Genomic DNA, 19,791 nt, shown 5'->3' with positions numbered 1-19,791 from the left:
CAGAAAGGGAGCCTCGGGGCGCCCACTGGAGATGAATTCAGATGGAAGCCATATCGATTTCGCCGCTCTCGCTGTTCATGCAGGCGGGAGTCGTCGGCAAGATCGTCATGATCGCGCTCGGCGTCGCCTCGCTCTGGGGCTGGGCGGTCATCATCGAGGTCGCCGTGCTGACGGCGCGTCTGCGCAAGGCGATCCGCGAGGCGCAAAACGGCGGCAATCCGCCGCTGCTGGCGCCGGTGATGGCGGAGGCGGCGCGCGCCGCCCGCGTCATGGTGCCGGGAGAAAGTGTCGGCGAGCGCCGCGCGCGCATCGTCGAGACCACCGGCCGCGCGGCGCGCAAGCTGCTCGTCGCCACGGAAGCGGGCCTGCCCAATCTCGCGGTCATCTCTTCCGTCGCGCCCTTCGTCGGCCTGTTCGGCACGGTTTGGGGCATTATGACGAGCTTCGTCGGCATCGCCGACTCGCAGGACACGAGCCTCGCCGTCGTCGCGCCGGGCATAGCCGAGGCGCTCGCCGCCACCGCCTATGGCCTCGCCGCCGCCATTCCCGCGGCCATCGGCTTCAACCGCCTCGGCGGCACGCTGGCCCATACGGGCGAGGCGCTCAGCGATCATGTGGAGGAGCACGCCATCACGCTCGTCGGCGGCGTCGAGAACGATGGCGCGCGCCGCATCGCGGAGGCCGCTTAAATGGCTTTTTCCGCCAAGCGCGGCTCCGGCGGCTTCCAGCCCCTCGCCGACATAAATGTGACGCCGCTCGTCGATGTGATGCTGGTGCTGCTCGTCATCTTCATGATCACCGCGCCGATGATGGCGCAGGGCATGAAGGTCGACCTTCCGCAGGCGCGCGCCGCCAAGCCCGTCAATCCCAAGGAGCCCGTGGTCATCACCGTCGCCAAGGATGGGCGGCTGATGCTGGGGCCGGACGAGATTCCGCTCGACCGCATCGTCGAGGCAGTGCGCGCCAAGATCAATGGCGATCTCTCCCATGTCATCCATCTGCGCGGCGACAAGGAATCCTCGCTCGGCGATCTGGTGACGCTGATGGACGCTCTCTCGTCCAATGGCATGACGCATATCGCCATTCTTTCGATGCAGGCGAAGCACGCGAAAGCCGAAGCGAAAGGCGCCGCGAAATGACCTATGTCGCCGAGCCCGAGCAGTTTCCGCAATTGCGTCCGCGCTGGCTGCGGCCGGTCGCGGGCGCCGCGCCGCCGCTCGTCTATCTCGCCATCTTCGGCCTGCTCGCCATGACGACGGTGGAGCCGCCGAGCGCGGCGTCGGACAGCTTCGATCTCGCCTATGTGCAGGACGGCGACGCCGCGCAGCAGGCCAGCGCCGACACCGCGCCCGACGAGCTGGCCCACAACATGGACAGCACGATCGCCCAGGAGGCCGCCGAAGCGCAAATGGCGGAAGCGCCGAAGGCTTCGGCGACCGACGCGCCGACCGCGCTCGCGATGGCCGCGCCGAAAATTCGCGCACCCGACGCGCTGGATCTGCCCGAGGATGAGCCGCGCGAGGAAGAGCGCAAGCCGACGCTCGAGCAGCGTCGCGAGCATTCCAGCGAGCAGACGCCCGTTCCGACGGCGGACGGCAAGGCGCTGCGCGAGGCGACCGCGGCCGCGCAAGCTTCGGACGCCTCCTCCTCCTCGGCCGATCGCGCCGGCGCGCTGGACGGGCGCAAGACGCCGAGCGGCGCGACGCGCGCCCGCTATGGCGCACGCGTCCTCGCGGAAATTCAAAAGCACATGTTCTATCCGCCGCAGGCGCGTCGCAGCGGCGTCAAGGGCGACGCCGTCGTCACTTTCACCGTGGGCGCCGACGGCCATATGATCGAGCGCAAAATCGTCAAATCCGCCGGCGACGAGGCGCTCGACCACGCCGCTCTCGCCATGGTCGAGGCGACCGTCGCGCCGCCGCCGCCGGCAGGCCGTTTCCAGGGCAAGACGACGATCCGTTTCGATATTCGGCGCGACCGTTAGAGTTTCGAGCGAGGCGGAAACCGGCTCGCGTGAAGAAAGCACGATCGAGCGAGCATCGGCCGCCTTTCCGGGGCATCCGAACGAATTGCCCCGAGACGTCGACGGAGCGCGAACGAAAACGATCTATTTCAATGACATAGGCGCGTCTCGCCGAAACCCGTGATCGGGTCCGGCGCGGCGTCGCGCCCATTCTCGCCGCTCGAGGACGCCATGGCCGGCGCGGGCGCTTGCCTTGCGGCCCGGTACCGAGGAAGACTCGGCTCTCTCTCGCTTTGCGGGAGAATATCCGGTCGAAACGCAGGGAGCGGCGCCCATGCGAATTCTCTTGGTGGAAGATCAGAACGAGCTCGCGGGAGAAATCCGGCGACGAATGCGGCGCGACGGCTTCGCGGTGGATCATGTCGGCTCGGTGAGCGATGCTCTGGAGGCGCTGCGGGCGCACTCCTATGCGATCGCCATGCTGGACCGGCGATTGCCGGATGGGGACGGTCTCGCCATCGTCCCGGAAATCAGACGGCGCCAGCCCGGCAGCCGCGTGCTGGTCCTCTCCGCGCTGGATGCGGTGGACGAGCGCATCAACGGCCTCGACGCCGGCGCCGACGACTATCTCACCAAGCCCTTCGATCTCGACGAGATGATGGCCCGCATACGCGCGGCCTTGCGCCGCCCGGGCGCCGACTCCGCGCCGCCGATCCGCGTCGGCGCGCTGGAGTTCGACCCTGGAACGCGCGCCGTCGCCATCGACGGCCGGCCCGCCGTGTTCCATCATCGCGAGCTGGCGCTGCTCGAGGGGCTCGTGCGCCGCGCCGGCCGTGTCGCGGAGCGCGAGGCTCTGGCCTCGGAGATTTGGGGCTTCGACGAGCCCGTGCAATCGCATGCGCTGACGATCATCGTCTCGCGCGTGCGCGCGCGCCTGCAGAAGCTCGAGGCGCGCGTCGACATTCATATGGTGCGCGGCGTCGGCTATTTTCTCTGCGAGACGGAGGAATGAGGCCGCCGCCCTCGCTCACGCGCCGATTGATCGTCGATCTGTCCTATACGCAGCTCATCGCCATCGTCGTCGCATGGCTCGGAACCACGGCGCTCGGCGGGCTCGGCATCGTCGGCGCCAATGATTATTGGATCGATGAATTCTACAGCTATTACTATATTCGCGACCTGGTCCTGCAATCGATCGTGCGGGACGCGGACGGAACGCGCCACATAGAGCCCAATGCGGCGCTCCGCGAGGAGATGCGACGAACCCCGACTTTGCGCTACGCCGCTCTGGAGTCGATCCGCGGACCGGCGCTCCCCGGCTCCTCCGAGGATATTTCCGCGGCGCTCATCGGGATTACTTCGGTGGAGACGCGCGGGCTCGACTTCTTCTTCACATCCGACGCGGGCCGACGCACAGCCGCGTCCGTCTGGCGCTGGAAGAGTCCGACAGGGAATGTGTTCGTCGCCTCCGGCGGCATGACCTTCGGCTGGAAGGACGTCTTCTACGCTTTTCGAAACGAGCTCGTCTCTCAGAGCCTCTATCTGATGGCCGTCTTCTCCGTTTCGGCTGCGGTCGCCCGGCTCGCCGTGCGGCGCGGCCTCGCGCCCTTGCGGCGCGCGGCGGAAGCGGCGGAGCGCATCGATCTCGAATCGCTCGGCCAGGGCCTATGCGTCGACGATGCGCCGAGCGAGATTCGCCCGCTCGTCGAAGCGGTGAATCGAACGCTGAAGCGCCTCGACGCCAGCGTCGCGCGCATGCGGCGCTACACCGCCAACGCCGCGCATGAATTGCGCACGCCGGTCGCGATTCTGCGCGCGCGTCTCGAGAATCCAGAGGAGCGCAGCTTTCGCGTCGATCTCCAGCGCGACACGCGCCGCATTCAATTGATCGTCGAGCAGATGCTCGTCGCCGCGCGCCTGACCGAGGGGCAAGCGCCGCCGGATGGAGATCTCGATCTCGGCGCCGTCACGCGCGGCATCGTCGCCGATTATTCGCCGCTGATCTTCAAGGCCCGGCGTCGCATCGCCTTCGAGGCGCCCGCGGCGCCCGTCGCTCTGCGCAGCAATCGCGTCGCGATCGAATGCGCGCTCGCCAATCTCATCGACAATGCGTTGCGCGCCGAGCCGGAGGGCGGGACCGTGGTCGTGCGGGTCGACGCCGATCGCACGATTCGCGTGATCGATCATGGAGAGGGCGTCGACCAAAAAGACAGGGAGCTCGTCTTCGAGCCCTTCTGGCGGCGCAGCGACGAAGCGCCGGGAAATGGCCTCGGCCTCGCCATCGTCGCGGAGCTGATGGAAAAGCTCGGCGGCCGCATCGGCGTCGAGACCACGCCGGGAGGCGGGGCGACATTCGCGCTGTCCTTCCCGGCGCGCCGACGCGAAGCGCGAGACGAGGAAGGCGATCACGCGCGATCCTGACGGCGACCGCGACGCCCGCGTGAAAAGAAAGCGGGGCGCAGGGCGTTTTCCGCCGCCGGCCCCGCCCTTCGTCTCACGGCTCAGGCTTGCTTCACATCCGGCGGCGTCGCCTCGGCGGCGAGCGCGGCCAGCGCGTCGGAAAGGCTCGCAGAGCTCTGCGCCTGCGAGCCGAGACGGCGGATGGAGACGGTGCGCTCGGCCGCCTCCTTCTTGCCGACGACCAGCAGCGCGGGAACCTTGGCCAGCGAATGCTCGCGCACCTTATAGGTGATCTTCTCATTGCGCAGATCGAGATCGACCGAAAGGCCGAGCTTACGCGCTTCCGCCGCGACCTCGAGCGCATAGTCGTCGGCGTCCTGCGTGATGGTGCACACGACGATCTGCAGCGGCGAGAGCCACAGCGGCAGATGACCCGCGTAGTGCTCGATCAATATGCCGGTGAAGCGCTCCAGCGAGCCGAACATGGCGCGGTGGATCATCACCGGCGTTTTCTTCTCGCTGTCGGCGCCGATGTAGAAGGCGCCGAAACGGCCCGGCAGATTGAAATCCACCTGCGTCGTGCCGCATTGCCATTCGCGGCCGATGGCGTCGCGCAGCGTATATTCGAGCTTCGGCCCATAGAAGGCGCCCTCGCCCGGATTGACGCCGGTCTCGAGGCCGCGCGCCTTCAGCTCGTCGAGCACCTTGTAGAGCGCCGCCTCCGCCTTGGCCCAGGCTTCATCGGAGCCGACATGCTTCTCCGGCCGGGTGGAGAGCTTCACCACCACATGGTCGAAGCCGAAGTCTTTGTAGATCGTCAGGATGAGGTCGTTGATCTTCAACGCCTCCTCCATGATCTGATCCTCATTGCAGAAGATATGCGCATCGTCCTGCGTGAAGGCGCGCACGCGCATCATGCCATGCAGCGCGCCCGAGGGCTCGTAGCGATGCACAATGCCGAATTCGGCGATCTTCACCGGCAGGTCGCGATAGGACTTCAGCCCGTTTTTGAAGATTTGCACATGGCCGGGGCAGTTCATCGGCTTCAACGCGAAAATGCGCTCGTCCTCGGTCTTGGTGAGGAACATGTTCTCGCGATAGGTCTGCCAATGGCCCGACGTTTCCCACAAAGCGCGGTCGAGCACCTGCGGCGTGTTCACCTCGCGATAGCCCGCGGCCTTCTGGCGCCGGCGCATATAGGAGACGAGGCTCTGGAACAGCGCCCAGCCCTTCTCGTGCCAGAAGATCGTGCCCGGCCCCTCCTCCTGGAAATGGAAGAGGTCCATCTCGCGGCCGAGGCGCCGATGATCGCGGCGCTCGGCCTCCTCGAGGCGATGCAGATAGGCGTCGAGGTCTTCCTGTTTCGCGAAGGCGGTTCCATAGATGCGCGAGAGCATCGGGTTGTTGTGATCGCCGCGCCAATAGGCGCCGGCCACCTTCATCAGCTTGAAGGCGGTTCCGACCTTGCCGATCGACGGCAGATGCGGGCCACGGCAGAGATCGAGCCAATGGCCCTGACGATAGATTTTCAGATCCTCGCCGCCGGGAATGCTCTCGATCAGCTCGCGCTTGAAGGCCTCGCCCTTCGCCGTGAAGTAGGTCTTGGCCTGATCGCGGCTCCAGACTTCCTTGGTGATGGCGGCGTCACGCGCAACGATCTCGCGCATCTTTTTCTCTATGGCGGGAAGATCGTCCGGCGTGAACGGCTCGGAGCGATAGAAGTCGTAATAGAAGCCGTTCTCGATCACCGGGCCGATTGTGACCTGCGTGCCGGGAAACAGCTCCTGCACGGCTTCCGCCAGCAGATGCGCGCAATCGTGACGGATCAGCTCCAGCGCGCGCGGATCCTCGCGGCCGACGAACTCGATTTTGGCGTCGCGGTCGATCGTGTCGACGAGGTCGCGCAGCTCTCCATCGAGAGCCATGGCGACGGTTCGCTTGGCGAGGGAAGGGGAAATGCTCTTGGCGATATCGAGGCCGGAGACGCCGGGCTCGAATTGACGGGACGCCCCGTCGGGGAAGGTAACGGCGATCATATGCTCTCCTCATGCGCCCACTCGCCGATACAAGTCGGCGTAAGTCGCGTGTCGCCCGAATTTGGGCAGGAGCACTGATAAGGCAAGCATGTCGCGGTTGGCAATGATCGGCGCGGGGGGGACTCCCCACCGTTTGTAAAGCCCGATCATGGGCGGGGATTGGCGATTTTCTCGGGGAGACTTGGATTGAAGAGAGTCCGGGTCTGGAGCATGGCGCAGGCGACGGCGAGCAGGCGGTCGGCGACCGAGCGAAGGGCTCGTCCGTGACCATGGCCTCTGGCGCGCAGGGCGGCGTATTTGGCCCGGCTTCGTGGGTCGTGTTGCACGGCTGTGCGCGCCCAGTGATAGACGGCGTTGCGCAGTCGAACGTGCGCGGCTTGGCGCATCAGCACGATCTTGCTCTTCCCCGATCGTTTCGTGATCGGCGCGACGCCCGACAGGCAGCGCAGCGCATGGTAGTCTCGGCGTTGCAGAGCGTGCTGAGCTTCTGTGAGCAGCGTGGCGAGGACGATCCTTCCGACGCCGGGCAAGGATCGNAGGATCGTCACGTCGCGCGGCTCTTGTGTCTGCCCCTCGGCTGTGTCCTCGCCGCCGGCGAGCTTTTCGGTCAGGCGATCGAGGCGCTTGTCGGCCTCGCGGATCTGGCGATTGACGAGCGCGAGGCGCTGGGCGGCTCCTTCGATATGCCCGGTCACGGCGCTGACCGTGCCGGCCGCGACGGAGATGGCGGGCGCCCTCAGCCGCTCCAACGCCGCGGCGGCGGTAAGGCGACGGATACGGTGACGTTTGAGCAGACGCTCGACCGTCGCCTCGCGCACGCGCCTGGCCTTGTCGGGCGTCGGAACGAGACGCCACAGCTCGAGAACCCAATCGGCGGCGACGTCGTCGCAGAGTTCGAGAAGCTGCGGATAATAACGCCAGAGCAGCTCGCGGACTTGATTGGACAGACGGGTGCGTTCGACACGCAGCTCGTCGGCGATGCGCGACCATTCCCGCAGCTCGACGACCGTTGGATCGAGCGGCGCCAACAACCGGAAGCAGCGCCGATCGGTGCGCAACGCATCGGCGAGCGCCTCGGCGTCACGGCTGTCGTCCTTGGCGCCGGCGGGCGAGAAGCGGTCGCGGAAGCGATCGAGCTGCTTGGGATTGATGGCGTGAACGCGGAGGCCTCGTTCCATCAAGCTTTCCACGACGGGGCCATGCGGAACCTCGATGGCGATCATCACGGCCTCGGGCGGCGCGCCGGTGGACTCGAGAATCCAGTCGGCCATCTCCTTCAACCCTTCGCCGCCATGCTCGAAGGCGCGCTCGCCGATTTTGGCGCCTCTGGCGTCCGACAGGCGCACGTGGTGCGTTTGCGAAGCCCAGTCCACGCCGACGAACCAGTTATTCTCATCCTCCATGTCGAAGCCCCCCGTTGCCACGGAGCCGCCGCGATGTCAGCCGTTCCCTGTACTGGCGCTCGAAGGCGCGGACTCCCCACGGGGCATCCATCGCGGCCGCCCGCCGGGGCACAGGTCCCCCCCAGGTGTTCAGGACACAGGGGGCGATTGGTCGCTCCCGGCGGGTCGGCTCGATCCAGGAGAGTAGCTCGAACTCGGTCTTTCGGGCGCGCGCGGTCGGAAGCGCTTTGCTGCGCTACGCTCCGCGTCGCGCTCCCGACCGCGCGCTATTCGTCATGAACCTTGGAAACGGTACAGGGGGGTGATCGGCCGAACGCCGGAAGAGGCGTTTCCACCTCCCCCTCGAGGGGGGAGGTCGAGCGCCGAAGGCGCTCGGGAGGGGGTGACGCCCCGACTCTCGGGGAGCTCCCCACCCCGTCCGGCTGACGCCGGCCGACCCTCCCCCTGAAGGGGAGGGTAGAGCGCCTTTTCGGCGAAGTTCCGTTACTTCAACGCGAATCCCAGCGCCCGCAGCGCCTCCTTCAGCCGGTCGCGGCCGCTGAGGCTCTCGGGGCCGCGAATGCGGGAGAGCGCCTGGCGAATCCAGCCTTGCTCCGGCAGGCCCGCATCCTTCTGGAAGTCGCGGAACTTCTCGTCATAGGTCGCCACCGCCTCGCGCTGCGCCTCATTCCACGCATATTGCTCGCGATGCAGCACGGCCCCCTGCCCCAGCCGCGGGCGCACGCCGCCGGCCTTGGCCGGATCGGGACGGCCGACCGCCATGCCGAAGACGGCGAAAACGCCGGGCGGCAGGTCCAGCTCCTTCGCCACTTCCTCCGGCTTGTTGCGGATGCCGCCGATATAGACGCCGCCATAGCCGAGCGATTCCAGCGCGACCAGCGCATTTTGCGCGGCGAGGCCGGCGTCGATCGCGGCGGTGAGGAACATTTCGAGATAGGGCAGCGCCGCCCCGTCGCGGCCCTGCGCCTTGCCGATATTCTCGAGCCGCGAGAGATCGGCGAGCCACAGAAGAAACAAAGGCGCGTCGCGAATATGCTGCTGATTGCCGGCGAGATCGGCGAGGCGGCTCTTGCGCGCCTCATCCTCTACGGCGACAAGGCTCCACACCTGGAGATTGGAAGAGGTGGAGGCCGATTGCGCGGCGGCGACGACGGTCGCCAGAGTCTCGGCGGGAATTTTTTCCGGCAGATAGGCGCGAATGGACCGATGCGCGAGCAAAAGCTCGAGCGTCTCGTTCCAGACGGGCGGGGTCGGCGAATCGTCGCGCCGATAGCGGGCGCGGATCGCCTCCGCGCCATCGGCCGCGCTCAATTCCCCTTTGCTGATCGGCTTGTTCATATCGTCTCCAGAAAACGCCGCGTGACGCGCGCACTTACGCGCGCTTTGCGGCATGGTGGCGAAAGCGGCCGCAAAAATCCACCCTGCGCCGTCGGAAAAGGGGAAGCGGACGGCGCGGGAGCCGACCCCTCGGCTTGTACGGATAGCGGCGGCGTCCGAGCCGCTGCTTGTGGACAACGCCGGGCAGTTCTGTTAATTCCCCGCGCACGGGTCAGGCGCTCCGTCAGCGCCCGACCGACTATTCTCACCCGCAGCAACGTCTCCAACCGGGGCGCGCGCCGCCTCTAGAAACAGGATCGCTTCGTGCAAGTTCTCGTCCGCGACAATAATGTCGACCAGGCTCTCAAGGCGCTGAAGAAGAAGATGCAGCGCGAAGGCATTTTCCGTGAGATGAAGCTCCGCGGCCATTATGAGAAGCCCTCGGAGAAGCGCGCCCGCGAGAAGGCCGAGGCCGTGCGCCGCGCCCGCAAGCTCGCCCGCAAGAAGCTGCAGCGCGAAGGCCTGCTGCCCGTGAAGGCGAAGCCCGCCGTCGGCGGCCGCTGATCGAAAAGAAGCGGGCGCGTCGAAATCTCGCCGAATTGCCCGCTATCATTCGTCTTCGTCGCGCATTCGAAGCGCTTTCAGGACTTGTCTGAGGAGGTCGGACGGAATGGAATTGCCGCTCGGATCGGCGGTTCGCCGGACGTCCCCCATCTTTTGTCGCTGCGCGCCTCTGCGCGCGGGCGTCGCAATGCTGACTCTGCTCGCCCTCGCCGGCTGCGAGACCGCCGGCGTGCTGCGGCCGCCGGGACGCGGCTTCGCCGAGACCGACGCCGCCGATCCGCGAGCCGCCAACGCCAATATAGAGTCGCTGTCCGAGGTCGTGCGCCGCAATCCGACGCCCGAGGCCTATAACACGCGCGGCGTGGCGCTGGCCAAGATCGGCCAGTTCCAGGAGGCGATCGCCGATTTCTCCCAGGCGATCAGGATCGAGCCCAACAGCGCCGCCGCCTTCACCAATCGCGCTCTCGCCTTCCGCCAGATCGGCCGCAACGATCAGGCGCGGCTCGACTTCGACCGCGCCATAGACGTGAACGCCAATCACGCCCCGGCCTATATCGGCCGCGCCAATCTGTTGCGCGCGCAGGGCAATCTGGATCAGGCGCTCGCCGATCTCGACGCCGCGATCCGGCTCAATCCCGAGAGCGCCCAGGCCTTTCACGCGCGCGGGCTGATCCATCAGAAGCGCGGCGACAATCAGCGCGCCGTCACCGATTTCGACAACGCCATCGACCGCGATCCTTTCGCCGCGGCGCCCTATCAGGCGCGCGGCGAGAGCCTCGTGACGCTCGGCAATTACGACAAGGCGATCGAGGATTTCAACGCGGCGCTCAATGTCGACAATAAGAGCGCGCCGGCCTGGGCCTGGCTCGGCCTCGCCTATGAGCGCAAGGGCAATCGCCAGAAGGCTGCGGAATCCTATCAGCGCGCTCTGGCGCTCGATCCGCAGCAGCCGATCGCCAAGCAGGGCTCCTCGCGCGGCTGAACCGGCGCGGCGCGCATCCTCTGGCAATTGCGCTCCCCTCATCCTTCGAGACGCGACCTTCGGCCGCTCCTCAGGATGAAGGGGCTGGTTTTTCGACACGACCTTTCATCAATCGCTCGCCTCGAGACGCCGCGGCGTCGCCAGCGCGCCGTCCACCCAGCGGGCGAGGCGCGGGAAGACGTCCGGCAATCCGAGCACCAGATGCTGCCCGCCGGGCACGAGCATGAATCGCTTCGGCTCATTGGCGAGATCGAAGAGCTTGCGGCCGAGCGCGATCGGCACCACGCCATCCTTGTCGCCATGCGCGATCAGCACGGGAACATGCACGTCGCGAATGGCGAGATCGGAGCGGAACTGATCCAGCATCAGCCAGCGCACCGGCAGAAAGCCATAGCGCGTCTCGGCGACATCGGCCGCTGAGGAGAAGGGCGAGTCGAGCGCCAGCGCCGCCGCCTCCCGCCGCGCCGCGAGTTGCGTGGCGACGCCCGAGCCCAATGATTCGCCGACGATGACGATCTGCTCCGGCCCATAGCCACGCGCGCGGGCCTCCGCATAGGCGGCCTCGGCGTCGCGCATCAGCCCTTCTTGCGTCGGCGTTCCACTGGAGCCGGCATAGCCGCGATAGGCGATGGCGAGAAAGCCATAGCCCTCGCCCATAAAAAAGCGAAAACGCGCCACGCGATCGACGAGCCCGCCGGCGTTGCCGTGGAAATAGAGCAGCGCCGGCCGCCCCTCGCGCGGCGGCGCATGCCAGGCGACGATCGTCTCTCCGTCCGAGGTCGCGAGCTTCAGCTCCTCGACGCCGGCGAGCCCTGCCTGCTGCGGCGAGATTTGGCGCGTGTCCGGCAGATATTGCAGCCGCCGCTGAAACAGGCCGAGTCCCGCCGCCGCCAGCACATAGGCTCCGACGACGACGAGCAGCGCCCATTTCAGCAGCGCGAGCGCCATTGCGATCAGCCTCCGCCCTGCGTCTTGCGCCGCGCCTCGGCGCGTTCCTCGAGCTTGGAGGCGATGAAGCCGGCGACCAGCACCAGAATGGCGCCGGCGATAGAGGCGCCGAGCTCGAAATGCTCCGGCGCCGTCCAGCCGAATTTCTCCCAGATCGGATCGCCGGCGATGAGTTCGCCCGAAATCCAGCCGAGCAGGCCCGCGCCCGCCCAGACCAGAATGGGAAAGCGCGACAGCGCCTGCATCAGCAGGCCGGCGCCGAAGACCACGATCGGCACCGACACGCCGAGGCCGAAGATGATGAGCGGCATGGAGCCCTCCGCCGCGCCGGCGATGGCGATGACATTGTCGAGCGACATCACCGCATCGGCCATTATGATGGCCGCCACCGCGCCCCAGAGGTCCTCTTTCGCCTCCATATGATGCTCGGTCTCGTCGACGAGCAGCTTGGTGGCGACGCCGAGCAGCATCAGTCCGCCGAGCGCCTTGAGCGCCGGAATCGCCATGAGCTGAATGACCACGAAGGCGAAGGCGATGCGCAGCAGCACGCCGCCGCCCGCGCCCAGCAAAATGCCCCATCGCCGCTGCTGTTTCGGGAGCTTGTGACAGGCGAGCGCGATGAGAATCGCATTGTCGCCCGAAAGAAGCAGATCGATCCAGATGATTTCTAAGACTTGGAAGCCGACGGAAAGCTCGTCGCCGCTCATTGACTTGGGTGTCCGACCCTGCCCGAGGGCAGTATGCGCGCGATCATATCGCGGCAAAGGGGACCAACGCCAGCGAGAACGGACAGACTTGGCGCTATCGCCGCGTCTTGGCTGCGACATTGGCCGGCGCCGGCGCGCAGGGCGGCATGAAATCGGCGAGCTTCTTCTCGTCCGCGCCGGACGGATGCGCGTCATGGCCGATCAGCAACGGGAGCCAGCCGAGCGCGTCGTCGGCATGGACATAAACGTCGAAAACCACCGCTCCGGCAGGGATTTCCGCGCGGCGGCAGTAGAGCCCGCCCTCGAGATCGAGCGAGCCATGGCCTTTCGCGCCGCTCTCGCGCCAGCGCTTTCCCTCCTCCTGCGCGGCGCGAATAGCGGCGAGATCGCGCCGGTCGGCCTCGAAGACCATCAGCCCGCCGCTCGTCGCCGATTCGAGCCCGGCGAGAATGGGCCGGTCTTCCGCATGGGCGGCGGGAACGAGACGAATCGTCAGAACGCGCTTCGCCGCCTCCTCTCCCTCGCGCCAATAGGTGGCGACGACCCGCGCGCTCGTCGGCGTCGGCTCGAGCCAATCGGGCGCGCGCAGGGCGAGGCGGAGCGGCGCGACATCGGCGGTCGAGAGATCGAAGGAGCGCAGCTTCCACTGCGTCGAGAGCGGAACGCCATTGCAGGCCGAGAGAGAAAGAGCAGAGGCGAGCGCGAGAAACGGGAGGCCGCGGGTCATGGATCGCTTCCTGTTGTTCAATGATATTTTCATGTTTGACATTAAAAATAATATGCGTCAAATTGTTTCCATCGCGCCGGACGGCCATTTTGCCGCGCCGCCGAAAGGATGGAATCCCATGATCGACGCCATTGCTCTCCAAGACCCGCGTCTTTCCGCGCTGCGGGCGCGCATCGGATGGATCTGCCAAACAATTCGGGCGCTCGTCGTTTTCTTCGCGGCGGCCGATCTCCTCGCGATACTGACCTTCTGGGCCGACGCCGGAAAGGTCGAGCGCCACTTTCGCGAGCTGTTGCAGATCGACGTTTCGGGCGCCTCGCAAGGCCAATATGCAGCGGCGACGGCGCTGAGCCTCTTCGTCTGGGTCTTTGTCGCGGTCATCTGCTTTTGCCTGTGGCGCGTGTTCAGCCTCTATCTCGAGGGCGGCGTCTTCTCCGCGGAGGCGGCGCTATGGCTACGGCGCGCAGGCGTCATCGGGCTGTTCACCGTGCTTCTGGACGTGGCGATGCGCTCGGCGATCATTCTGGCCATCGCCTCGCATCTTCCCTATGAGCAGAGCCATCACGGCTACATAAAGCTCGAGGATCTGCTGAACATCATCTTCCTGCTGATGCTGATCGCCATAGCGCATATCTTCAAGACCGCCGCCGACATCGCCGGCGAAAACGCGCAATTCGTGTGAGCGCCATGGCGATCGTGGTCAATCTCGACGTGATGCTCGCGCGGCGCAAGATGCGCTCGCGCGATCTCGCGCAACGTATCGGCATCGCCGAGCAGAATGTGAGCCTCTTGAAATCCGGCAAGGTGAAAGGAATTCGCTTCGATACGCTGGAGAAAATCTGCGAGGTCTTGGACTGCCAGCCGGGCGACATTCTGGAATATCGGCCGGACGCGAAAGAAAGCTGAGCCGCTCCAACCGCGCTTCGAGTGCAGATCGGGAATATCGTCGCTGCGAAGCCCGTTGAAGATTGTGTGACGAGGGACGTCTCCATGCGGCCAGGCTCTTAAGCCAGGTTTCATTAGAGACGATCTCTGCGATCGCGAGAGAGGCGAGACGAACCGGACCTGTCTTGACCCCTCATGCGCGCATGGTCGCAACGACGGCCCTCACGCTGAGGTGCCCGCGAAGCGGGCGTCTCGAAGCGTCGAAACGCGCACTGGAACATCCTTCGAGGCTTTTTGCGTTCCGCAAAAAGCGCCTCAGGATGAGGGGATTGTATTTGACGGGACGAAGCCAGCGCCCGGAAGCTCTCACTTCAAGAACACATAAATATCCACCTGGAGCCCATCATCGTCGCTGGTCTTCAGATCGTTGAGATATTCCTCGACGAACAGGTTTTTCGTGTCGAGGCCCTTCTCGTCCAGAAAGGCGGTGATCGCCTCATAGGTCGAGTCGATCTCCTCATAAGGCCCGCGATGCTGGAACTTCAGCGCCTTGCCGGCGGGCGAGGCGCCGGCCTCGACGCCATGCTCGAATTTGGCCTTGGCCTCGGGCGGGCGCGTCAGCGGCAGCATGGCCTCGAAATGAAAGCCATTGTCATCCGTCTCGGTAAAGGCGACCAGCGGGCGGCCGTCCACGGTGAGCCCGGCCTTGGAGGCGGCGACGCGCAGGCTGGCGATGGCCTCGGAGAGCGTCTTGAGCCCGTCCGCCCATGTGCCCTGCCCGCGCAATTTGAGGACGGGCCGGGCGATGATATCGATTGCCTGACCAGCGATGGCGTCGGCTTGCGCCTGCGCCTCCGCCTCGGCCTGAGAGGGCTCGTTGAGGTCGAGCGTCGGCTTCGGCGCGACGGGGCTGTCCGGCGCGGAGGGCGCGGGCTTTTGCGGCGTCTCCGCCGCGACCTGAGCGCCCGGCGCCGTCACGACGGCGGTGGAGGTCGGCGGAGTGGATGTCGCGCCGAAAAAGGCTCCCGCGACGACGGCGAGAACGGCCAGACCCGCGACAAAGGGCCAAGCGCGCTTCAATCTCTGCGTGAAGCCCTCATCGCTCGAATTGCTCATGGGTCTCGTCCTCTTTGAAAGCGCGGGCGCCGGCCATAGCGTCGCGATTCGATTCTCTATATACGCCTGTAACAGGAAATGAACGGCATGATGACCAGCCCGCTCGCCGGACTCCCTATCTTTCGTATGAACGGGATCGGCAATGAAATTCTCGTTCTCGACTTGCGCCGCGCCGGCCTCGAGGTCGCGCCCGCCGAGGCGCGCGCCATCGCCCGCGCCCCCGGCCTGCGCTTCGACCAGCTGATGGTCCTGCATGCGCCGCGCCATGCGGGCGCGAACGCCTATATGCGCATCTACAATACCGACGGCTCGCTCTCCGCCGCCTGCGGCAATGGCACGCGCTGCGTCGCCTATGTGCTCGGCCGCGCCGGGGAAGGCGAGGCGCTGACGCTGGAAACCGACGCCGGCCCGGTGCGCACATGGCGCGCGGGCGAGACGCGCTTTACCGTCGATATGGGCGCGCCTCGGCTGAGCTGGCGGGACGTACCGCTCGCCGCCGAAGCCCCCGATACGAGAAATGTGCCGCTCGCGCCTGAAGTCCAGGGGGCGCCCGCCGCCTTTTCGGCAGTCAATATGGGCAATCCTCATGCGGTCTTCTTCGTCGAGGACCCGCTCGCTCTCGATCTCGCCACGCTCGGGCCGCAGCTCGAGCATCACCGGCTCTTCCCCGAGCGCGCCAATATCTCCTTCGCCAAGATCGTCGCGCCGGATGAGATTTTGCTGCGCGTCTGGGAGCGCGGCACGGGCGAGACGCGCGCCTGCGGCTCGGCCGCCTGCGCGACGCTGGTGGCGGCCGCCCGCGCCGGCCTCTCGGCGCGTGAGGCGCGCATTCGCCTCCCCGGCGGCGAGCTCGTCATCGCCTGGGGGCCGGACGATCATGTCATGATGACCGGCGACGTCGAGCTCGAATTCGAGACGGAGCTGGAAGCCGGCTACTTCGCCGAGCTGGACGCGTGAGCGCCGCGGTCGACATCGTCACCTTCGGCTGCCGCCTCAATTACGTCGATTCCGAGCGGCTGCTGCGCGAGGCGCGCGCCGGCGCGCAAAGCGAGCGCGTCATCGTCAATACCTGCGCCGTGACGGCCGAGGCGACGCGCCAGGCGCGGCAAGCGATCCGCCGCCTTCATCGCGAGCGGCCGGCGGCCGAGATCATCGTCGCCGGCTGCGCGGCGCGCATCGATCCCGCGAGCTTCGCCGCAATGGACGGCGTCGCGCGCGTGCTCGCCGAGCCGGGCGCGCCGCGCGCCGACAGCGCCGCCGAAGGGCAAACGCGCGCCTTTCTCGCCGTGCAGAACGGCTGCGACCATAGCTGCACTTTCTGCATCATTCCCCTCGGCCGCGGCCCCTCGCGCTCCATCGCGCCGGCCGAGGTCGTCGCCGAGGCGCGGCGGCTGGTCGAGAGCGGCAAGCGCGAGATCGTGCTGACCGGCGTCGATCTGACGAGCTACGCCGCCGAAGGCGTTTCGCTCGGCGGCCTCACGCGCGCGCTGCTGCGGGAAGTGCCGCGGCTCGAGCGGCTGCGGCTCTCCTCCATCGACTGCATAGAGGCGGACGCCGAGCTGTTGGACTGCATGCGCAGCGAGCCGCGGCTCATGCCGCATCTGCATCTCTCGCTGCAAGCGGGCGACGACCTCATTCTGAAACGCATGAAGCGCCGCCATTCGCGCGCCGACGCCATTCGCTTTTGCGCCGAGCTGCGCGAGGCGCGGCCGGATATCGTCTTCGGCGCCGATTTCATCGTGGGCTTTCCCACCGAGACGGAAGACATGTTCGCGCGCACGCTCGCTCTCGTCGAGCAATGCGGGCTGACGCATCTGCATGTCTTCCCCTATTCGCCGCGTCCCGGAACGCCGGCGGCGCTGATGCCGCAGGTCAATGGCTCATTGGTGAAAGAACGCGCCGCCCGCCTGCGCGCGGCCGGTGACGCCGCGCTCATCCGCCATCTCGACGCGCAGATCGGCAAGACATTGCGCGTGCTGACGGAAAAAGGCGGCATGGCCCGCGCCGAAGATTTCACTCCCATCCGCACGCCCGGCGCGGAAGCGGGACGCATGCTGGATATGCGCGTGATGGGGCATGACGGGAAGGCGTTGAGCGGGCAAATGCTCTGAAGGACGTATTCACCCAAAAATTTCAGTAAACCGTCTCTCGTCTATGAAAGCTCTGCTCCGATGCAGGGTCGGAATGGTCACGCATAGGCAAGCGTCAGCGCAATCAACAGTCCTTCGCCACAAAGCAAAAAAGCCTCTAAAGAAAACTGCTTTGTTGCAAAGCCTCCCATTAACATAGAGACAGGAACAAACTGCGCAACAAAAATGAAAATACCACATATTATAGATAGCCATAGCATAATATTAAAAGCCTGACCCGAACCTGGATTAGGCATATTCTGGCGTCGTTGCGCTTCTATCGCCAATTGTTTTAAATATGAACGAAAATATATGCATCCACAGATCGCGATCGCCCAAAATGGTACGAGCATGTTTCCAAATAGACAGACCTGAGTAGATCCAACCAAGCCAGATCGCACAAGCTGCTCGAAATGAGGCAGTCGCTCTAGTAGACCAATATTCAAAGGACAGAAATCGATTTTGGTGGATGCTGCCGGGACTACAAATAACATCAGTGATACGGCACCCATAAACATAGAAAACGATTGCGCATCGGATGTCGGCTGTTCTTCATTGGCCATGACGGTCTTCTTTTAGCGCGGTTGCTCGAAGGATTGCGTTCCTCGTATTTGAATTTCATATGAGCACGTGGAGGAGTGACAATGTCAATGCGCAATGGGAAGCCTCACGGCGCCTTATAAACAATCCGATACACCGCCCCATTCTGGTCGTCCGTCACCAGCAGCGAGCCGTCCGGCAGTTCCGCCACATCCACGGGCCGGCCGAGATATTGCGGATCGCCATTGTTCCAGCCTTCCGCGAAAGGCTCGCTGACGCCGCGCTTTCCCTCCGGGCCGACGCGGGTGAACATCACGCGCGCGCCGACCGGCATCGTGCGGTCCCAGGAGCCGTGCTGCGCAGAGAAAATCCCGCCGCGATAATAGGGCGGGAAGGCCGAGCCGCGATAGAAGGTCATGCCGAGATCGGCGGCGTGCGGCGCCTCCTCCACTTGCGGAAAGACGACGCCCTCCGGCGGCGCATCGCGCGAATATTCGTAAGTTCGCACATGGCCGCCGCCATACCAGGGAAAGCCGAAATGCAGTCCCGCCCGCGGCGCGCGATTGAGCTCGCCGGGCGGCGTGTCGTCGCCCATGCGATCCACCTGATTGTCGGTGAACCAGAGCGTTCCGTCCGCAGGATCGAAATCCATGCCGACGGAGTTGCGAACGCCGCGCGCAAAAACCTCGCGGCCGGAGCCGTCGCGATTCATGCGGATGATTCCGCCCATGCCGATGCGCTCATAGAGCTCGAGCTTGTCGTGCGGCGTGACATTATAGGGCTGGCCCAGCGAGACATAGAGCTTGCCGTCCGGCCCGATGCGACAGATGCGCGTCGTGTGATTGGCGCTCTGCTCGGCGACGGGGATGAGCCCGCCTTGTGGCGCGAGGCTGCGCGCATCCTTCCAGGCGAGCCGGCGCCAGTCCTTCTCGGCTGAAGCAAAGCTCGAAATGCGATTCTGCTCGACGACGAACAATGTTCCCTCCGCGTCGAAGCAGAGTCCATGCGGAATGACGAAAGGCGCATCGGCGGCGAAAGTCTCGACAGAGGCGGCGCGCTCGCCGCCCGGAATCAGCACATGTATGCGGCTCGCATCCGTGCCGACGAAAATCGCCTCGCCGCGCCCGCCGATAGCGAGCGTGCGCGCATGTGGAACCAGCGCGTAGAGCGAGATGGAAAACCCCTCCGGCAGCTGAATGCGGCGCAGGTCCTTCTCAATCTGCTTCGCCTCGTCCTGCGCCGAAGGCGCCGCATGGGCGTCCAGCGAGGCCGTCGCGCATAGGAAAAGGCAAAGGAGGCATCGGGCGATCATCGGGGAGTCTCCGGGGCGGCTCTCGGAGAGATAGGGGCGCCGGCCGCCGCGGCGCGAGAAATATTTATTCCGGGTATTATTGACTCTGATAATTTAACCTGGGTATAAATTGCGTATGGAAAAAGACGCTCTCTCCCGCCTGTCGCGGCCCTGCGCCGCTTTCGCCGATGGCCGCATCCTCGCCTCCGGTCCGCTGGTCGAGGTCGCCTTGGCGGTGAAGAACGCCGATGCGGCCGATGGCTATGTCCTCACTTTCGACGACGCCACCGGCGAGGTGGTCGATCTCGATCTGCGTGGCGCCAAGCCGGAGATCATCGCGCGGCTCGCCGCCGCTCCTCCCGGCAGAGAGCGCAGCGACGCCGCTCCGACGGAGGGCGCGGAGGAAGCCGCGCGTGGTCGTGGACGGCCCAAGCTCGGCGTTGTCGCGCGCGAGGTCACGCTGCTGCCGCGGCATTGGGACTGGCTCGCCGCGCAGCCGGGCGGCGCTTCGGCGACGCTGCGCCGTCTGGTCGAGACCGCGCGACGTGAGGGCGGAGCGGAGAGCCATAAGCGCGAGGCGCGCGAGGCCGCCTATCGCTTTCTCTCCGCCATAGCGGGAAATCTTCCCGGCTATGAGGAGGCGTTGCGCGCGCTCTTCGCCGGCGATGCGGCGCGATTCGAATCGATCATGGCCGATTGGCCGAAGGATGTGCGCGCCTATGCGCTGCGCCTCGCCGAAGCGGGCGGCGCGTGAGCGGGACTCCCGGCTTGCAATGGCCTGAT

At 65.8% G+C, this 19,791-nt stretch carries 21 protein-coding genes; 12 read left to right on the top strand and 9 right to left on the bottom strand.

The window, feature by feature from the left end; genetic code table 11:
• Window positions 1-41 precede the first annotated feature (41 nt).
• The 5 genes from METLW4_RS0117595 (at window position 42) to METLW4_RS25215 (ending at window position 4,384) form a co-directional block, all read left to right on the top strand.
• Window positions 42-689, top strand: a complete 648-nt coding sequence (locus METLW4_RS0117595; protein WP_018267551.1) for a MotA/TolQ/ExbB proton channel family protein — start codon at window positions 42-44, stop codon at window positions 687-689.
• Window positions 690-1,139 (top strand): ExbD/TolR family protein, encoded by a 450-nt coding sequence (locus METLW4_RS25220; protein WP_018267550.1) that lies wholly within the window; start codon window positions 690-692, stop codon window positions 1,137-1,139.
• Window positions 1,136-1,984, top strand: a complete 849-nt coding sequence (locus METLW4_RS0117585) for an energy transducer TonB family protein (protein ID WP_018267549.1) — start codon at window positions 1,136-1,138, stop codon at window positions 1,982-1,984. The genes METLW4_RS25220 and METLW4_RS0117585 overlap by 4 nt, the downstream gene beginning before the upstream one ends.
• A 313-nt stretch (window positions 1,985-2,297) precedes the next feature.
• Window positions 2,298-2,975, top strand: a complete 678-nt coding sequence (locus METLW4_RS0117575; RefSeq protein ID WP_018267548.1) for a response regulator transcription factor — start codon at window positions 2,298-2,300, stop codon at window positions 2,973-2,975.
• Window positions 2,972-4,384 carry a sensor histidine kinase gene (locus METLW4_RS25215; RefSeq protein WP_018267547.1) on the top strand — a complete coding sequence of 471 codons (1,413 nt, stop codon included), beginning with the start codon at window positions 2,972-2,974 and terminating at the stop codon, window positions 4,382-4,384. Before METLW4_RS0117575 ends, METLW4_RS25215 begins: the two co-directional genes overlap by 4 nt.
• Before the next feature lie 80 nt (window positions 4,385-4,464).
• Here METLW4_RS25215 and thrS read toward each other — a convergent pair whose 3' ends face one another.
• From thrS to METLW4_RS0117555, 3 genes are all read right to left on the bottom strand, one after another.
• Window positions 4,465-6,399, bottom strand: a complete 1,935-nt coding sequence (gene thrS / locus METLW4_RS0117565) for a threonine--tRNA ligase (RefSeq protein WP_018267546.1) — start codon at window positions 6,397-6,399, stop codon at window positions 4,465-4,467.
• Window positions 6,400-6,545: 146 nt separating this feature from the next.
• Window positions 6,546-7,802 carry an IS110 family transposase gene (locus METLW4_RS27115; RefSeq protein ID WP_018267545.1) on the bottom strand — a complete coding sequence of 419 codons (1,257 nt, stop codon included), beginning with the start codon at window positions 7,800-7,802 and terminating at the stop codon, window positions 6,546-6,548.
• A gap of 483 nt (window positions 7,803-8,285) precedes the next feature.
• A complete protein-coding gene (locus tag METLW4_RS0117555) occupies window positions 8,286-9,140 on the bottom strand; it encodes a nitroreductase family protein (RefSeq protein WP_018267544.1) in 855 nt (284 codons plus the stop codon).
• 303 nt (window positions 9,141-9,443) lie between these two features.
• Here METLW4_RS0117555 and rpsU point away from each other — a divergent pair, with 303 nt between their 5' ends.
• Window positions 9,444-9,683 (top strand): 30S ribosomal protein S21, encoded by a 240-nt coding sequence (gene rpsU / locus METLW4_RS0117550; RefSeq protein ID WP_018267543.1) that lies wholly within the window; start codon window positions 9,444-9,446, stop codon window positions 9,681-9,683.
• A 106-nt stretch (window positions 9,684-9,789) separates the two neighbouring features.
• Entirely contained in the window at window positions 9,790-10,665 is an 876-nt protein-coding gene (locus METLW4_RS0117545) for a tetratricopeptide repeat protein (RefSeq protein WP_018267542.1), read from the top strand.
• A 108-nt stretch (window positions 10,666-10,773) separates the two neighbouring features.
• On the opposite strand, the gene METLW4_RS25200 is transcribed toward METLW4_RS0117545, so the two are convergent.
• From METLW4_RS25200 to METLW4_RS0117530, 3 genes are all read right to left on the bottom strand, one after another.
• Window positions 10,774-11,613, bottom strand: coding sequence for an alpha/beta hydrolase (locus METLW4_RS25200; RefSeq protein WP_018267541.1), 840 nt, complete (start codon window positions 11,611-11,613; stop codon window positions 10,774-10,776).
• A gap of 5 nt (window positions 11,614-11,618) precedes the next feature.
• Complete coding sequence (locus METLW4_RS25195) at window positions 11,619-12,320, bottom strand: TerC family protein (protein ID WP_018267540.1); 702 nt, start codon at window positions 12,318-12,320, stop codon at window positions 11,619-11,621.
• 94 nt (window positions 12,321-12,414) lie between these two features.
• Window positions 12,415-13,047 carry a hypothetical protein gene (locus tag METLW4_RS0117530; RefSeq protein ID WP_018267539.1) on the bottom strand — a complete coding sequence of 211 codons (633 nt, stop codon included), beginning with the start codon at window positions 13,045-13,047 and terminating at the stop codon, window positions 12,415-12,417.
• Window positions 13,048-13,165: 118 nt separating this feature from the next.
• On the opposite strand from METLW4_RS0117530, the gene METLW4_RS0117525 reads away from it, so the two are divergent.
• Together METLW4_RS0117525 and METLW4_RS0117520 are read left to right on the top strand one after the other, a co-directional pair.
• Window positions 13,166-13,729, top strand: coding sequence for a DUF2975 domain-containing protein (locus METLW4_RS0117525; RefSeq protein ID WP_026191593.1), 564 nt, complete (start codon window positions 13,166-13,168; stop codon window positions 13,727-13,729).
• 5 nt (window positions 13,730-13,734) lie between these two features.
• Complete coding sequence (locus METLW4_RS0117520) at window positions 13,735-13,953, top strand: helix-turn-helix domain-containing protein (protein WP_018267537.1); 219 nt, start codon at window positions 13,735-13,737, stop codon at window positions 13,951-13,953.
• Between the two features lie 345 nt (window positions 13,954-14,298).
• Here the strand turns inward: METLW4_RS0117520 and METLW4_RS0117515 are convergent, their stop codons facing one another.
• Window positions 14,299-15,048: a GyrI-like domain-containing protein gene (locus METLW4_RS0117515; RefSeq protein WP_018267536.1), complete on the bottom strand. Its 750-nt coding sequence runs from the start codon at window positions 15,046-15,048 to the stop codon at window positions 14,299-14,301.
• Window positions 15,049-15,138: 90 nt separating this feature from the next.
• Here METLW4_RS0117515 and dapF point away from each other — a divergent pair, with 90 nt between their 5' ends.
• Window positions 15,139-16,005, top strand: a complete 867-nt coding sequence (gene dapF, locus METLW4_RS0117510) for a diaminopimelate epimerase (RefSeq protein ID WP_026191592.1) — start codon at window positions 15,139-15,141, stop codon at window positions 16,003-16,005.
• Complete coding sequence (locus METLW4_RS0117505) at window positions 16,002-17,159, top strand: MiaB/RimO family radical SAM methylthiotransferase (protein ID WP_018267534.1); 1,158 nt, start codon at window positions 16,002-16,004, stop codon at window positions 17,157-17,159. The genes dapF and METLW4_RS0117505 overlap by 4 nt, the downstream gene beginning before the upstream one ends.
• Before the next feature lie 77 nt (window positions 17,160-17,236).
• Here METLW4_RS0117505 and METLW4_RS27880 read toward each other — a convergent pair whose 3' ends face one another.
• Window positions 17,237-17,740: a hypothetical protein gene (locus METLW4_RS27880; protein WP_157235214.1), complete on the bottom strand. Its 504-nt coding sequence runs from the start codon at window positions 17,738-17,740 to the stop codon at window positions 17,237-17,239.
• A gap of 104 nt (window positions 17,741-17,844) precedes the next feature.
• Window positions 17,845-19,029, bottom strand: coding sequence for a PQQ-dependent sugar dehydrogenase (locus tag METLW4_RS0117500; RefSeq protein WP_018267533.1), 1,185 nt, complete (start codon window positions 19,027-19,029; stop codon window positions 17,845-17,847).
• Between the two features lie 115 nt (window positions 19,030-19,144).
• On the opposite strand from METLW4_RS0117500, the gene METLW4_RS0117495 reads away from it, so the two are divergent.
• Window positions 19,145-19,762 carry a DUF2239 family protein gene (locus METLW4_RS0117495; RefSeq protein WP_018267532.1) on the top strand — a complete coding sequence of 206 codons (618 nt, stop codon included), beginning with the start codon at window positions 19,145-19,147 and terminating at the stop codon, window positions 19,760-19,762.
• The last annotated feature ends 29 nt before the right edge of the window (window positions 19,763-19,791 follow it).

Source organism: Methylosinus sp. LW4 (assembly GCF_000379125.1).
In the GTDB taxonomy this organism is placed as follows: domain Bacteria; phylum Pseudomonadota; class Alphaproteobacteria; order Rhizobiales; family Beijerinckiaceae; genus Methylosinus.
This window is presented reverse-complemented; position numbering and strand designations above follow the sequence as displayed.